The 15144-nt window shown below is 68.8% G+C and carries 10 protein-coding genes and 1 riboswitch; of the genes, 4 read left to right on the top strand and 6 right to left on the bottom strand.

The genetic code is table 11. From position 1 onward, the window contains the following. Positions 1-104: 104 nt before the first annotated feature. From J4Z35_RS10945 to J4Z35_RS10935, 3 genes are read right to left on the bottom strand one after another with little or no spacing between them, the layout of a single operon-like run. A complete protein-coding gene (locus J4Z35_RS10945; RefSeq protein ID WP_083603882.1) occupies positions 105-3170 on the bottom strand; it encodes a glycine--tRNA ligase in 3066 nt (1021 codons plus the stop codon). A 55-nt stretch (positions 3171-3225) separates the two neighbouring features. Further along, the gene (locus J4Z35_RS10940) at positions 3226-4020 is read right to left on the bottom strand and encodes a hypothetical protein (RefSeq protein ID WP_074040274.1); all 795 of its coding nucleotides are present in this window, start codon (positions 4018-4020) and stop codon (positions 3226-3228) included. Continuing rightward, positions 4017-5078, bottom strand: coding sequence for a GNAT family N-acetyltransferase (locus J4Z35_RS10935; protein ID WP_074040273.1), 1062 nt, complete (start codon positions 5076-5078; stop codon positions 4017-4019). The genes J4Z35_RS10940 and J4Z35_RS10935 overlap by 4 nt, the downstream gene beginning before the upstream one ends. Before the next feature lie 153 nt (positions 5079-5231). Between J4Z35_RS10935 and msrA the strand changes: the two genes are divergently transcribed. Then, positions 5232-5879 (top strand): peptide-methionine (S)-S-oxide reductase MsrA, encoded by a 648-nt coding sequence (gene msrA, locus J4Z35_RS10930; RefSeq protein ID WP_006944083.1) that lies wholly within the window; start codon positions 5232-5234, stop codon positions 5877-5879. Positions 5880-5946: 67 nt separating this feature from the next. Here msrA and J4Z35_RS10925 read toward each other — a convergent pair whose 3' ends face one another. Then, positions 5947-6330, bottom strand: coding sequence for a neutral/alkaline non-lysosomal ceramidase C-terminal domain-containing protein (locus J4Z35_RS10925; RefSeq protein ID WP_074040270.1), 384 nt, complete (start codon positions 6328-6330; stop codon positions 5947-5949). Positions 6331-6542: 212 nt separating this feature from the next. Further along, a riboswitch (SAM riboswitch) is annotated at positions 6543-6654 on the top strand. A gap of 178 nt (positions 6655-6832) precedes the next feature. Here J4Z35_RS10925 and J4Z35_RS10920 point away from each other — a divergent pair. The 3 genes from J4Z35_RS10920 to J4Z35_RS10910 are packed head-to-tail and all read left to right on the top strand — an operon-like array spanning position 6833 to position 9575. Continuing rightward, positions 6833-7840 (top strand): MetQ/NlpA family ABC transporter substrate-binding protein, encoded by a 1008-nt coding sequence (locus J4Z35_RS10920; RefSeq protein WP_170957271.1) that lies wholly within the window; start codon positions 6833-6835, stop codon positions 7838-7840. Next, entirely contained in the window at positions 7837-8910 is a 1074-nt protein-coding gene (locus J4Z35_RS10915) for a methionine ABC transporter ATP-binding protein (RefSeq protein WP_205747141.1), read from the top strand. The genes J4Z35_RS10920 and J4Z35_RS10915 overlap by 4 nt, the downstream gene beginning before the upstream one ends. Beyond that, positions 8907-9575, top strand: coding sequence for an ABC transporter permease subunit (locus J4Z35_RS10910; protein WP_006944079.1), 669 nt, complete (start codon positions 8907-8909; stop codon positions 9573-9575). The genes J4Z35_RS10915 and J4Z35_RS10910 overlap by 4 nt, the downstream gene beginning before the upstream one ends. A 119-nt stretch (positions 9576-9694) precedes the next feature. Here the strand turns inward: J4Z35_RS10910 and J4Z35_RS10905 are convergent, their stop codons facing one another. Next, entirely contained in the window at positions 9695-11386 is a 1692-nt protein-coding gene (locus J4Z35_RS10905; protein WP_074041277.1) for an alpha/beta fold hydrolase, read from the bottom strand. Positions 11387-11534: 148 nt separating this feature from the next. Next, entirely contained in the window at positions 11535-14942 is a 3408-nt protein-coding gene (lysX, locus tag J4Z35_RS10900) for a bifunctional lysylphosphatidylglycerol synthetase/lysine--tRNA ligase LysX (RefSeq protein ID WP_253184127.1), read from the bottom strand. Positions 14943-15144 lie beyond the last annotated feature (202 nt).

The raw sequence follows: 15144 nt of genomic DNA, 5'->3' as shown, positions 1-15144 counted from the left end.
AGTCGTGTGAATCCGGCACCGAGGCCGCACTGCACACGGCGAATGGGGACACGACGATGGCCCCACCTCGTCGACACGGGGTGAGGCCATCGGGTTCGCTCGGGTCAGACGTCGAGCGCCCGGTCGAGTTCCTTGTAGTCGATGCCGGCCGGCGCCTTGGCGATGACGCTCTGCAGCAGGCCGAGGCGAGCGGCCTTGAGCGCCTCGTCGTCAGCCATGACGAGGACGTCGTCGAAGAACCTGTTGAGCGGCTCGGTGAGACCCGAGGCGTCCGCGAACCACTGCGTCAGCGAGTCACCCGAGTGGTCGGGCAGTGCCTCGACGAGCGGAGCCAGCGTCTTCTCGGCCTCGTCGGTGAGCACGGACACATCGAAGCCCGGCTGGGTGCCCGCAGGCACGATGCGCGTGATGCGCTGCGTCACCTGCACGAGGGCGCGGAACGCCTCGTCATCGCGCAGAGCCTCGACGTCGGCGAGCACCGCGGCCGCGCGACCGGGCGTTCCGGCGCTCGGGCTGAGGGCCGTGACGAGCGCCGCCGAGACGCCTTCGTCGCGCAGCTGCTGGCCGAAGCGGCCCTCGACGAACTCGAGAGCCGATGCGAGCGCCTCGCCCGAGACCTCGACGCCCTGCTCACGCAGTCGCGCGGCGGCAGCGTCGAGACCGTCGCTCACGCTGATGGCGGCCACGGCCGGCACACCGCGCAGGATCGACACGACGCCGAGCGCCGCGCGGCGCAGCGCGAACGGGTCGGACGAGCCGGTCGGCTTCGCGCCGATGGCGAACATCGCGGTGAGCAGATCGAACCGGTCGGCCAGCGCGAGCAGCGCGCCCGGCGTCGAGGAGGGCAGCGAGTCGCCCGCCGAGCGCGGCTTCTCCATCTCGAACAGGGCATCGGCCACAGCCGGGGCCTCCCCCGCCTTCAGGGCGTATTCGCGCGCCATCGTTCCGGCGAGGCTCGACAGTTCGACGACCATCGCCGTCGACAGGTCGAACTTCGCGAGCGCACCGGCGCGCGACAACGTTGCCTGCTCATCGCCCGTAAGTTCAACGGACGCAGCGAGTTTCGTCGACACGTCCTTGATGCGGTCCGCACGCTGCGCGAACGAACCGAGACGGTTCTCGAACGTCAGCTTGTCGATCTGCGCGCGGAAGTCGTCGAGCGGAACCTTGAGGTCGGCCTCCCAGAAGAACGCCGCGTCCTCATAGCGGGCCCGCAGCACGGACTCGTTGCCGGCGCGCACGACGTCGTCGTCGATCGAGCCGTTGGCCATCGTGACGAAGTACGGCATGAGCGTGCCGGAGGCGTCGCGCACCGGCAGATAGCGCTGGTGCTTGCGCATGACGGTGGTAAGGATCTGCTCGGGCAGCTCGAGGTAGCGCTCCTCGAAGGTGCCGAGCACACCGTGCGGCTCCTCGACGAGGTTCGTGATCTCGTCGACGAGGCTCGCCTCGCCGTCGATGTCGATCGTGCCGCCGACGCTCTCCGCGAGCGCCAGGGCACCGTCGACGACCTGCCGGCGTCGCGCGGTCGGGTCAAGCACCAAACCGGCCGTTTCGAGCGTCGGGACGAGCTCGTCGGCAGCGGCGACGTCGACGTGCGGCTGCGCTGCGGTGCGCGCGACGTACGTCGTGCGGCCCGTGGTGAGTGAGCCCACCGTCGCGGGGACGACGTGCTTGCCCCACAGCGCGACGACCCAGCGGATCGGGCGGCTGAACGTCAGCTGCGGGTCGTTCCACTTCATGTTCTTGTCGCTGCGTAGGCCGGAGACGACGTCGGCGACGATCTCCCCGAGCACCTCGAGCACACCGCGCCCCGTCTGCGTCTGCTTGACGGCGACGTGCTCGGCACCGTCGAACTCGGCGGTGACGACGTCGTCGACGGAGACGCCCTTGCCGCGCGCGAAGCCCTCGAGGGCCTTCGTCGGCGCACCGTCCTTGTAGGCGGCCGCGACCTTCGGGCCCTTGGCGAGGGTCTCGGAGTCCGGCTCGTGCGCGCTGACCCCGGGCACGGTGACGACGATGCGGCGCGGCGTGCCGACGACGGCGACGTCGCCGTGCTCGAGGCGGGTGCCGGCGAGCGCCGACGTGACGGCGTCACGCACGGCGGGAATCGTCGCGTCGAGCACGTGCGGCGGCATCTCCTCGACGCCGATCTCGAACGTGAACGTCTGCGGCGCGTCGCCGAGTTCGGCTGCGGTGGGCGCCGGTTCGGGCTCCTCGACGGGCTGGGTGACGTTGGGCGCCGACGCGGCCGCCTCCGCCAGCTCACGCACGCGTGACGTCGCCGCGTCGCCCTTGAGCAGCGGGTGACCGAGTTCGGCGCGACGCTCGGTCCACAGTGCACCGGTCTCGCGAGCGAGGCGGCGCATGAGGGAGAACGAGCGCGCACGCTCCGTCGTGGAGACGGCGCCGCGGCTGTCGAGGATGTTGAACGCGTGCGAGCTCTTGAGCACGTACGTCCACGCCGGCACCGGCAGGCGTGCGTCGATGAGGCGCTGAGCCTCGTCGGTGTACTCCTTGAAGAACGCGCGGGCCGCGTCGACGTCGGCGTCGTCGAGGTAGTAGCGCGACATCTCGTACTCGTTCTGCGCGAACACCTCGCCGTAGCTGATGCCCTCGGCGTACGCCATGTCCTTGAAGTGCGTGACGCCCTGCAGCGCCATGAGGATGCGCTCCATGCCGTACGTCAGCTCGACGGCGACAGGCTCGAGGTTCTGCCCGACGACCTGCTGGAAGTATGTGAACTGCGTGACCTCCATGCCGTCGAGCCAGACCTCCCAACCCAGGCCCCACGCGCCGATGGCGGGCTGCTGCCAGTTGTCCTCGACGAAGCGCACGTCGTGCGCGTCGAGGTCGATGCCGAGCGCCTCGAGCGAGCCGAGGTAGAGCTCCTGCGGGTTGCCCGGGTCGGGCTTGAGGATGACCTGGAACTGCGTGTGCGTCTGCAGCCGGTTCGGGTTCTCGCCGTAGCGGCTGTCGTCGGGGCGCACGGAGGGCTCGACGTACGCGACGTGCCACGGCTCGGGCCCGAGCACGCGCATGACGGTGTTGGGGTTCATCGTCCCCGCACCGACCTCGGTGTTGTAGGGCTGCACGACCATGCATCCGCGGTCGGTCCAGTACTTCTGCAGCGTCAACAGGGCATCTTGCATCGTCAGCACGTCGGTCACGCGCCCCAGGTTACCGAGTGCGCACGCGCCCCGCCCATTCGTCCCGATCACGGCGTCACGGCAGACGATGACGGCGCACGCGCCGCCCGGGAACGCGGGCGCTCGTCATGAGTTCCCGCGTCGTCAGCACCTTGGCCGGCGACATCCATCCGCACGACGGCTTGTGGAGCGCGTAGCCACCACCCAGGCTGACGGCCGCGTGGTCGATCAGGCCGTCGGGGTTGCGCCAGACATGGACGACACCAAGGCCGTCGTCGGTGTCATGACGCGGCAGCAACCGCGTCCGCTCTCGCAGCCACGCCTCGATCGGCTCGCGCTGCATCCACTCCTCACGTGCGCCGTCCACGCCGGCCGCGGCGAGAACGGCACCGAAGCAGTTGGGCCCGCTGGCGCGCGGGAACGTCCCCGCGATCTCACGGGCGCCTGGCAGCACGGCGTCGATGTTGGCCCAGGCCCGCTGGGTGATCTCGCGATGACGACTCGCGCGCAGCCCCTCGACGACGTATGCCACGACGCGCTCGAGGTCGCGCGCGATGGCCGACGCGTCGTCACCGCTACGCCAGAGGTGACGCGTGGGTTGCGCTCGCCTCAGAGACGCAGGCAAGGCGCGTGCCGCCGCGCGATCGAGCCAGCAGATGGCTTGGTCGTCCACGCCGTACAGCAGGAACGTGTCCTTGAGCTCGAACGTCACCCGCTCGGGCTCGTCGCGCAGGCCGAGGTCGTGCGCGACGCTGCGGGGCACGACGAACGGCTGATCGACCGGCATCGTCCAAGCGCGCCACTGGAGCAGCTGCTCGTGCGTCACCTCGATGCCGAGCACCTCGCGTACGGGCGCACCGGACGGGCTCATGCAAGCCTCTTCTGCCATTCGATCATCGTGCCCTCGCGTTCGTAGCCGAGCTCGGAGTTGATCCGCAGCATGTGGGTGTTCGTCTCGTCGTTCCAGGTGCGCTGCACCTCGACGCCCGGCGCGACCTGCGCCAGCAGCAGCGACACCGCAGCCTTGACCCGGTAGCCGAGCCGGCGCCCACGGTGCGCGGCGTCGACGAGGGTGTCGTCCTGGTAGGCGATCCAAGGCGTCTCCGCGGGAACGCTGACGTGCGTGAACGCGGCCATCTGCCCGCTCGGTCGGTGCCACGCCACGGCCTCGACGACGCGTCGGCCCTGAGCGCGTGCGGTGTCGAACAGCTCGTGCACCCGCGCGGCATCCCACGTCTCCGGTTCGATCGCAACGTCACCGAGCGGGGTGTCGGTCGACATCATCGCTCCGAAACGGGCCCGCTCCTCGAGCCACTGCGACGGGAGGTCGTCGACGGCCGTCTCGACGACATACTCGTCGTCGAACGCGAGGGCGGCACGCATCTGTGCGGCGACGGCGTCGCTCACCGGCAGACGCTGAGCGTTGCGCACGCACGTCTGGGCCTGAGCGAACCCTCGGGCAGCGAGGAAGGCGCCTGCGGCGTCAGGCTGGCCGACGGGCGTCTGCGTCTCGACGAGGACCGTCGTACGTCCCTCGTCCTGCATGATCTCCTCCGCGGCTGAGAGCAACGCCGAGCCGACACCCCGTCGTCGCGCGGGAGCCAGCACGTCGAGGTGGAGAAACGCGAGGCGGGTGTTGTCGCGGCGCGGCAGGACGAGCTCGGCGGCACCGACGACGCCAGCTGCTGTGTCCACGCCATCATCCTGGATGTCGGCTGCTCCCCCAACGGCGTCGTCGTCGCACGAGGCTTCCCCCTCGACGGCGACGAACGCATGACGCGTCTCGGATTCCTTGCCCCACATGGCGCGCAGCTCGTCGGCGGGGTAGGCGGTCGTGTGCTTGCCCCACTGCTCGTGGCCCACCGTCATGAACACCTGCGCCCAGGCGTCGAACAGCGGGGCGGACGGGCCGATCTGACGAATGCGCATGGCGACATTGCACTCAGCACCAGCTGCGTACGCAACCGGTTTTTCGGCGCGTCCGCCTGGATCGTGCGACAACCCGTTCATGCCGGCGGAGGCTCGGGCCGGAATGCCTCGACCGCCGGCGGTGTTGTCTCGGAACCCGAGGAAAGGCACCTCATGTTCACTCGAAAGCACACCCGAACGCCCGAGGCGAGCGACCTGCACGACGTCCTCGACGTGCCGATGTTCTCCGAACTGCCCGACGGCTCGGCGACCCTGTACGTCGCGATGGGCTGCTTCTGGGGCGCCGAACGCATCTTCTGGAAGATTCCGGGCGTCGTCACCACGGCCGTCGGGTACATGGGCGGCCACGCCACCGAGCCGACATACGAAGATGTCTGTGGCGGCGGCACGGGCCACACCGAGACGGTCATGGTGGCCTACGACCCGTCGCGCGTGTCCGAACGCGAGCTGCTCAAGGCGTTCTGGGAGAACCACGACCCGACGACCGCGAACCGGCAGGGCAACGACGTCGGCACGCAGTACCGCTCGGCGATCTACTGGACGACGCCGCAGCAGGAGCGCGCTGCCCGCGAGACGTCCGCGCTCTTCCAGGAGGCACTCGACGACGCGGGTCGCGGCGCCATCACGACCGAGATGCGCCCGGCGGACGAGGCGGGCCCCTTCTGGCCGGCGGAGCTGTACCACCAGCAGTACCTGTCCAAGCACCCTGGCGGCTACTGCAACCACGGCTTCAAGGGCGTCACGTGCCCCGTCGGCGTCGCCGACCTGCCCGCGCAGACGGACGTCCTCCCGCCACGCTGACGACGACATGCACGGCGGCCGCTGAGCCGGTGGCCGATCAACCGGCCACCGCGGCGCACCGGCCGTCTCAGCGCACCTGGAAGGCCCGGCTCGTTCCGGTGTAGGCACTGACCTTGCCGTTCCAGCCGTTCTTCCAGTTGCCCTGCTGCACGAGGCGATACGTGCCTGCGGGCGTGCCGCGACGTATGCGCCACTCCACGGTGCATCGCGAGTACGAGACGCCCTCGCGCGACCAGACGTACGAGGTGTCCCAGTCGTGGTCGTCGAGGACGTCGACCCACGACGAGCCGACCTGACGCTGCACCTTGACGAACGTGCCCATCGTGCGTAAGTCATTCTTCGGGTGGCCGCCGCGGAAGACCGCCCGCACGCTCGAACCAGCCGAGCACGTGGCGTCCGGCTGGGTCAGGACGTCACCGAAGTGCTGCCCGGGTGGGACGTCGTCGAACACGACGCCGGGGCCCTCGGCGCGTGGCCGACGTCACACTCATCACCCACCTAGACGATCGTCCAAGCTGTGTGAAGAAATCACTCACCCGAGCCTCGACGGCGAAAGACGCCGCATCAGCCACGCCGCGTGTCGCACGTCACAATCTTCGCCCACGTCTCATCTCCAGTGCCACGACTTGACGCTTTGTCGCGCGCGGCTCTAATCTCGCTGCTGGTCAAGAGATCCGATGCAAAGCCCTGGCTGGTCGGACGGCAACCCTCACACGCGTGGCGGGGTGCTCCAGGTGATGACCCGGCCGCGTCGACCACGCGGCAAGCACGCTCGGCACCCAACGTGACGGCATCCTCGTGAGCCTTCCGTTGCGCTGCCCAGGCCCCGAAAGGCATGCCCCGCACGACACCGCGCACCGCGCCCCACCCCGGCGCCCCCGCCTTCGCGCTGACTCCGCGCATCCGCGCCAGCTCCGCGCATTCGCATCCTTGCCGCCTCACCAGGAGAGATCATGACCGACAAGCACACCCCCGCCGACGAGACCTCGACGCCCGCCTCGTCCACGCATGACGCCACGAGCGCCGAGAACGGCGCGACCGCCCTGCCCCCGAAACCGAAGAACAACACCGGCAAGTACGTCGCGATCGGCGCCGGCGTCCTCGTCGTCGCGCTGGCCGCCGGCATCGGGGCCAAGGTGCTCGGCGGGAGCAGTGACGACAAGCTGACCCACCTCAAGGTGGGCACGACGGAGGCGTCGGACCCGTACTGGAACCAGCTCGTCAAGGTGGGCAAGGACAAGTACGGCCTCGACATCGAACCGGTCAACTTCTCTGATTACACCCAGGCCAACCCCGCGCTCTCCGAGGGCCAGGTCGACCTCAACCAGTTCCAGCACCTGCAATTCCTCGCCGACTACAACACCAAGGCGAAGCAGAACCTCACGCCCATCGGGGCGACGTACATCGTCCCGCTGGCGCTGTACTCGAAGAAGCACACGAGCGTCGGCCAGTTCCCCCAGGGCGGCAAGATCGCCATCCCCAACGATCCGACGAACCAGGCGCGCGCCTTGCTGCTGCTGCAGAGCGCCGGACTGCTGAAGCTCAAGGGTGGTGGCACCTCGCTGTCGACCCCGGCCGACATCGACGCTGGCGCCTCGAAGGTCACCGTCACAGCGGTCAACGCCGAGCAGACCGCGGCCGCGCTGCCGTCCGTCGACGGCGCGATCGTCAACAACAACTTCGCCGCGGACGCGAAGCTCGACCCGAGCAAGGCCCTGTTCAAGGACGACCCGCATGCGGCCTCGTCGAAGCCGTACATCAACGTCGTCGTCGCGCGCGCCGCGGACAAGGACAACGCCGACTACGCCAAGTTCGTCAAGGCCTACCACGACCCGAGCGTCGAGAAGCTCATCGAGGAGCGCACGAAGGGCACGAGCGTCCTCGTGAACAACTCCGCCTCCGAGCTGCAGGGCATCCTCGCGAACCTCGAGGCCCAGATCAAGGCGAAGGGATCGAAGTGACGGGCCCCTCCCCCACACTGACGAAGGCCGCCGCGCCGGCGAGTGCCACCCCGCCCGCCGTCGCCTTCCACGACGTCGGCAAGACGTTCACCCGCGGCAAGAGCCGGGTGACGGCTCTCGACGGCATCACGACGCAGGTGGAGCGCGGACGCATCGTCGCCGTCATCGGTTTCTCCGGCGCAGGTAAGAGCACCCTCGTACGTCTCATCAACGGCCTGGAGACGCCGACGCGCGGCCACGTCGAGATCGACGGCGTCGACCTCGCGTCGCTGTCCGCGAAGCAGGTGCGCGAGCTGCGCGGTCGCATCGGCATGGTGTTCCAGCAGTTCAACCTCATCCGCTCGCGCACGGTGTACGCCAACGTCGCCTACCCCCTCGAGGTCGCCGACTGGGACAAGGCGCGCCAGGAGGCGCGCATCACCGAGCTGCTCAGCTTCGTCGGGCTCACCGAGAAGGCGTGGGCCTACCCCGACGAGCTCTCCGGCGGGCAGAAGCAGCGCGTCGGCATCGCCCGTGCGCTCGCGACGAACCCGGAGATCCTGCTCGCCGACGAGTCCACGTCCGCGCTCGACCCCGACACGACGAAGGACGTCCTCGCGCTGCTGCGCCGCGTCAACGACGAGCTCGGCGTGACGATCGTCGTCATCACCCACGAGATGGACGTCGTGCGCGAACTCGCCGACGACGTCGTCGTCCTCGAGGCCGGCCGCATCGTCGAGTCCGGGCGCACCGTCGACGTCCTCGGCGCGCCGAAGGCGGACGCGACGCGCCGCCTCGTCGACGCCACCCTGCGGAACGTGCCCGACGCACGCGAGAGCGCCCGGCTGCGCGCTGCCCACGACGGGCACCTCGCGACGCTGACGGTTCACGACCCGCGCGAGTTCGGCCGTGTCCTGGCCCGCATGTCCGCACACGGCGTCGAACCGGAGATCGTGCACGGCGGCCTCACACCGCTCAAGGACGACACCCTGACGACGTTGACGCTCGCCCTGCGCGGCGACGACGACGCCGTCACCACCGTGCTCGACGAACTGCGTCTCGCCGCCGACGTCGAGGAGGTCGCCGCATGATGCCCGCAACCGATTGGGAGGCGCTGCGCCCCACGATCGTCACCGCGGTGGGCGAGACGCTGCTCATGGTCGGCGCGACGATCATCATGGGCGGCCTGCTCGGCCTCGCCCTCGGCGTGCTGCTCAACACCACACGACGCGGCGGCATCCTCGAGAACCGAGTTCTGCACACGGTGCTCAACGTCCTCGTCAACATCATCCGACCGATCCCGTTCATCATCTTCGCCGCCGCTCTCGGGCCGTTGACGCTCGCCGTCACGGGCTCGACGATCGGTGCGAAGTCGATGATCTTCCCGCTGACGATCGCCTCGACCTTCGGCATCAGCCGCATCGTCGAGCAGAACCTCGTGAGCGTCGACCCCGGCGTCATCGAGGCGGCGCAGGCGATGGGGGCGAGTCCGTGGCGCATCATTCGCACCGTGCTCATCCCCGAGGCGCTGGCGCCGCTGATCCTCGGCTACACGTTCGCGCTCGTCGCGGTCATCGACATGACGGCCGTCGTCGGCGCCATGGGCGGCGGCGGCATCGGTGACTTCGCCCTGTCCTACGGTTACCGCCGCTACGACTGGGCCGTGACGTGGGCCGCCGTCGTCGTCATCATCGTCTTCGTTCAGATCGCCCAGTTCATCGGCAACGCTCTGGCCCGCAAGGCGCTGCGTCACTGAGACACCCTCCGCGCCGCTCGGCGCGAGCATGACGAAGGGCCGCGACCATCCGAAGAGGATGATCGCGGCCCTTCGCCGTCAGGACGCGTCAGACCAGCGTCCGTCAGACCAACCGTGCGTCAGCGAGCGCCGACGGTGGCGACCTTCTGCAGGCTCGAGCGCAGGTCGGCCTGCATGCCCTCACGCTGCTGGACGTGGTGGTGCTTCTTCTTCGTGCTGGACGCGCTGTCCGTCACCTCGTTGGCGGGGCCGGGCTCCGGCTGGGGCACGGGGTCGCACTCGACGTCGGCGTGGCCCGGTCCACCCGTCCGCGCGGGCATCGCGCCGGTGAGGAGGTAGGCGGAGATCTTGTCGTCCGTGCAGGCGATGCCATTGAGCGAACCGGAGTGCGTCGTTCCACCGACGCCCTCGATGAGAGCGCTCTTCGGGAAGCGCTTGCGCACCTCGAGCGCGCCCGGGAACGGCGTCGCACCGTCGTGGGTCTCGGCGATGAGGAGCACCGGCCCGACCTTCGAACCGTCGATCTTCATGGCCTGCGCGTTCGTCGCCTTGACCGGCCAGCTCGTGCACGGGAGGTTGAACATGGCGTTCGCCCACGTCTCGAAGGGCGCCTTCTTGTCGACCTTCGAGTTGTCCGAGAGCCACTTGCTCCACACGTTCGACCACTTGACGTCGGTGCACTGCGTGCCGAGGTAGACCGCGTAGCTGTTGTCCGAGCCCGGCCCGGAGCCGTTGGCGTCGTCGTACAGCGCGGTCGCCGGGCCGAAGTCACCCTTCTGCAGCGCAGCGGCCAGGGCGGCGCCGTCGTCCTCCCAGCCGAAGACGTAGTAACCGGCGTTGAGGTAGGCGTCGGTCCACTCGTCAGGTCCGATCTTGCCGTTTGCGGGCTTCTTCGCGAGCTTGTCGCGCATCGAATACCACTGCTTCTTGATGGCCTTGCCGCTCGTGCCGAGGTGGTACGTCGCGTCGTTGCCCGCGACCCAGTCGAAGAAGACGTCCATGTTCTTGTCGAACGCGATGTCCTGGTTGAGGTTCGCGTCGTACCAGACGTCGCGCGGGTCGACGACACCGTCCATGACCATGCGACGCGTCTGCTTCGGGAACATCGTGGCGTAGACCTGGCCGAGGTACGTGCCGTAGCTGAAGCCGTAGAAGTTGATCTGCTTCTCACCGAGCGCCTTGCGGATCGAGTCCATGTCGCGCACGTTGTCGATCGTCTTCATGTGCGGCATGAGCTTCGCACCGGCAGCCTTGGAGCACGACGCGGAGTAGGCGGCCGACCTCTTCAGCCAGGCCTGCGACGTGCCGGCCTTCGTCACCCGGTAGTCAGGGCGGTTGTAGCCGAAGTAGTTGCCGTCGCAGGCCAGGGTCGGGACGCTGGAGCCCACGCCGCGCGGGTCGAAGCCGATCCAGTCGTACGGGTCGCCGCCCTTGTTGGGCACGGCGCCGCCGAGGCGCGACAGCGTCAGACCGGAGCCGCCCGGGCCACCTGGGTTGACGAGCATGATGCCCTGCTTCTTGGCGTCGCTCGTCTTGTGCTTGATGCGGGAGACGGCGATCTTGATCTTCTCGCCCTTGGGCTTGGCGTAGTCGAGGGGCACCTGGACGAATCCGCACTGGGCGCCGGCCTTGCTCAGGCGCGCGTTCGCGCAGGTACCCCAGGTGACCGGCGGCGGGGTGTAGGACGAGGAGGCGTCCGCAGTGGGCGTCGCGCCCTGAGCGGGAACGGAACTCGCCGCCGTGACGGGGGCCGACAGCCCGACGCCCAGCAGGCTGAACGCAGCGCCCACGGCGCCGATGGTCTTCTTCATGCGTACTCCCTGGATGGCCTGGTGAACCGCGCGTCCACGAGCGTGTGGCGCCGTGTTCGATCATGCCCCTTGGAATGCGCTGTGTGTCTCCCCTGTGTAACCTTTGTGTAAAGTTCGTCACACTAGGCATGTCGCTCGACAAGGGTGATCAACCCTGAGGGCGCACGAACGGAAACGCGAGCGTCGCACGGATCGGCGCACCGAGCATCATCATGATGGAGCGGTCGACGCCGATGCCGAGCCCACCCGTCGGCGGCATCGCGTACTCGAGAGCGCTGAGGAACGCCTCGTCGAGCGACATCGCCTCGACGTCACCGGCCGCGGCCTTGAGGGACTGCTCCGTCAGGCGCTTTCGCTGTTCGATCGGGTCGACGAGCTCCGAGTAGGCGGTGCCGATCTCGGCGCCGAACGCGACGAGGTCCCAGCGCTCCGACAGCCTGGGGTCGCCGCGATGCGCGCGGGTGAGCGGTGACGTCTCGACGGGAAAGTCGATGTAGAACGTCGGGAACATGGTCTGGCCCTCGACGAGTTCGTCGTACAGCTCGACGACGAGTTCACCCGCACTCTTCTCGCGCGGCGCGTCGACGCCGTGCGCCGCGCAGACCGCAGCCACCTCGTCCCGCGACGACGCCGACGTCAGCAACACCCCGCAGGCCCTGGAGACGGCTTCGTGCACGGGGATCGTCGGCCACTGCCCCGACAGGTCGACACGCTCGATGGTGCCGTCGGGGCGGAGGCGTTCGGCGAACTCCCCACCGTTGACGGCCCGCGCGACGGCGAGGAGCACCTCGCGCGTCAGGTCGCGCATCGTCAGGTAGTCGCCGTAGGCGTCGTAGGCCTCGAGCGAGGTGAACTCGGGGTTGTGGGTCGCGTCTGCGCCCTCGTTGCGGAAGTTGCGGTTCAGCTCGAACACCTTCTGCATGCCGCCGACGGCGAGCCGCTTCAGGTACAGCTCGGGAGCGATGCGCATGAACAGATCCATGCCGTAAGCATTGATGTGAGTCTTGAACGGGCGCGCGGACGCCCCACCGTGCACCGCCTGCAGCATCGGCGTCTCCACCTCGGTGTACCCGAGTGCGTCGAACGCGTCACGGAACGCCCGCACACCGCGTGATCGGCGCAGCAGCATGTCCATCGAATCACGGTTGACGATGAGGTCGAGCGAGCGGTTGCGGACGCGCGCGTCGGGGTCGCGGAACGGTGAGTGCAGGTCGGGGATCGGGCTCAGGCACTTCGCCGCCATCTGCCAGTCGCTGACGTGCACGGACAGCTCTGCGTGCTTCGACGTGACGATCTCGCCCGTCACCGAGACGATGTCCCCGAGGTCGATCCAGTGTCGCCAGTGATCGTACTTCTCGGCCGGGGTGACGTCGCGCGTCGCCATCGCCTGGAGGCGGGCGCCGTCCTCGTCGAGCACGACGAAGCTGACGCCACCGAAGTCGCGCAGGGCCCGCACCCGCCCCGTGACGGAGACGCGCTCGCCCGTGCGGTGATCGGCGGGAAGCCGGCCGTGCGCCGTGACGACGTCCTCGATGCGCGCGATGCGCGGCACTGCGACGGGGTAGCCTTCGACGCCGCCGGCCTCCATGCGGGCGAGCTTCTCGCGGCGCACGCGCTGCTGTTCGCTGCGGCGCGGCTCGGGCATCCGCGGGGTGAGTGCGTCCGCCTCGAGGGCCTGGACTCGCTCGACGAAGACGGCTTCGGGGCGCGGCGGCTGATGGTCGGCCGGCTTGGGCCCGACGAGCAACCGCGGCCCGATGAGGGGGACGAAACCCTCGGCCACACCCATCGCGAAACCGGCACGCGGGACGGTGAGCTCGGCGTCGTAGCAGAGGAAGCGCGGCACCCATTCGGGGTGGTACTTGTCGTTCGAGCGGTAGAGCGTCTCCAGTTGCCAGAACTTCGACGCGATCGAGAGCGCCTTGTCCGTGACGCGGGTGATGGGGCCAGCGCCTACCTCGTCCGCATCGGCGAAGACGTTGCGGAAGACTGCGAAGTTCAACGAGATGCGCCGGATGCCCAGGGCGGGTGCCGCTTCGGCGAGGTGCGCGACCATGAACTCGTTGAGGCCGTTCTCGGCCTGACGGTCGCGGCGCATCAGGTCGAGCGACAGCCCCCGCGAGCCCCACGGGACGAAGGACAGGAACCCCCGCACGGCGCCGCGGGTGTCGTGGGCGGTGATGACGACGCAGCGCCCGTCCGCGCGGTCACCAAGCCTGTTGAGGGCCATCGAGAATCTGCGCTCGGTCTCGTTGCCGCGCCAGTCGTCGGCGAGCCGCGAGAGTTCGGCCAGTTCGTCGTCGCCCAGTTCGTCGTGGCGGCGTACCTGGGTCGTGTAACCGCAGCGTTCGACGCGGGTGACGGCCTGGCGGACGGGACGCATCGAGCGCCCGCGCAAGGAGAAAGTGTCGGTGTCGATGATGGCCTCGTCACCGAGCGACCACGCCTTGAGCCCCGCCTCGACGTAGGCGCGCGCTCCCCTCGTGCTGGCGGAGAGGACGGCGGGGTACAGCCCATGCTCGCGGCACTGGCCGAGCCACACGGCGATGGCGTCGTCCCAGGACTCAGCTCGCCCGATGGGGTCGGCGGACGCGACGCTGACGCTCCCCTCGTTGCGGAACGTGACGGCGGCGCGGCCGTCGGGGGCGAAGACGACGGCCTTGTCCCGACGCGTGGCGAAATACCCCAGGGAGTCGTCCTCGCCGTGCTCGAGCAGGAGACGGCGGATGCGCAGTTCCTCGTCGGCGTCGATGAGCCCGGAGCCGCGGCCCGAACGCCAGAGGACGAGCAGCGAGAAGATGAGGACGAGGGTCGACACCGTGCTCGCGACGACGAAGGTCCATTCGTACCCGTGGTGCCCTCCGAAACCCGGGCTGGCCGGCGGTGTCCTGACGCCGAACGTGCTGCGGACCGACCAGACGAACTTCTGCCCGAGGGTGTCGAGATCACGCGGGAACGACAGTGTGAGCAAGAACGCGACGACGAACGACAGGAACAGACCTCCGATGAGGCTGATGAGTGCCGCCGCCTTCGAGCCGGAACTGAACCGCGCTCGGAACGCGGGGCGCGCGAGGAGCACGACGACGAACGACGTGACACTCAGAGCCAGGATGGCTGCGGACACACCCGGCGACGTCTGGAACTGCGCCCAGTCGCGATAGACGCCACGCACGTGGAGACGGTTGATCATCTGGGTGACCTGGTGCGCGAACACGAGACGGGCGAGCGAGTCCAGCACCGAAAGCCCCATGACGACGGCGAGGACGGTGTGCGCCGGACGGAAACGACGGCGGATACCGCCTGCGAGGACGAGAGCCATGCAGGCGGCGAACAGGGAGGGCTCACTCGGGATGTTGACCCAGCCAAGGACGTCCATGACGACGCGCAGGATCACGCTGCGGTGGAAGAACACTCCGGCGAGAGAGACGAACGCCGCCAGCACGAGCAGTCGGCCGGCCCAGGTTGCGACCTTGTCCCGCCACCCATGATCCCGCCAACGATTGCACGCCTCGACCGACGACGTGAGGCGCTCGTTCTTGTTCCCCGTCTCCACCACGGCACGACACTAGCCCCGGGACGTGAGGAAACACTGGAGATCACCCGATGTTCCAATGAATCCCTGATGTGGCCGTGGAGTGCGCCCGGGCGACGATTCACGGTGGACGCCATGGCTTGTGGCCACGGCTTTGTGGTGGACGTAGAAATGCGTGATGGTCTTGAACTGCTCAACCCCAGTCTTTCGGGGGAGCTGTTCAAGA

Origin of the sequence: Dermacoccus sp. NHGro5, from assembly GCF_017565385.1 — a bacterium.
Taxonomy (GTDB): domain Bacteria; phylum Actinomycetota; class Actinomycetes; order Actinomycetales; family Dermatophilaceae; genus Dermacoccus; species Dermacoccus nishinomiyaensis.
This window is presented reverse-complemented; position numbering and strand designations above follow the sequence as displayed.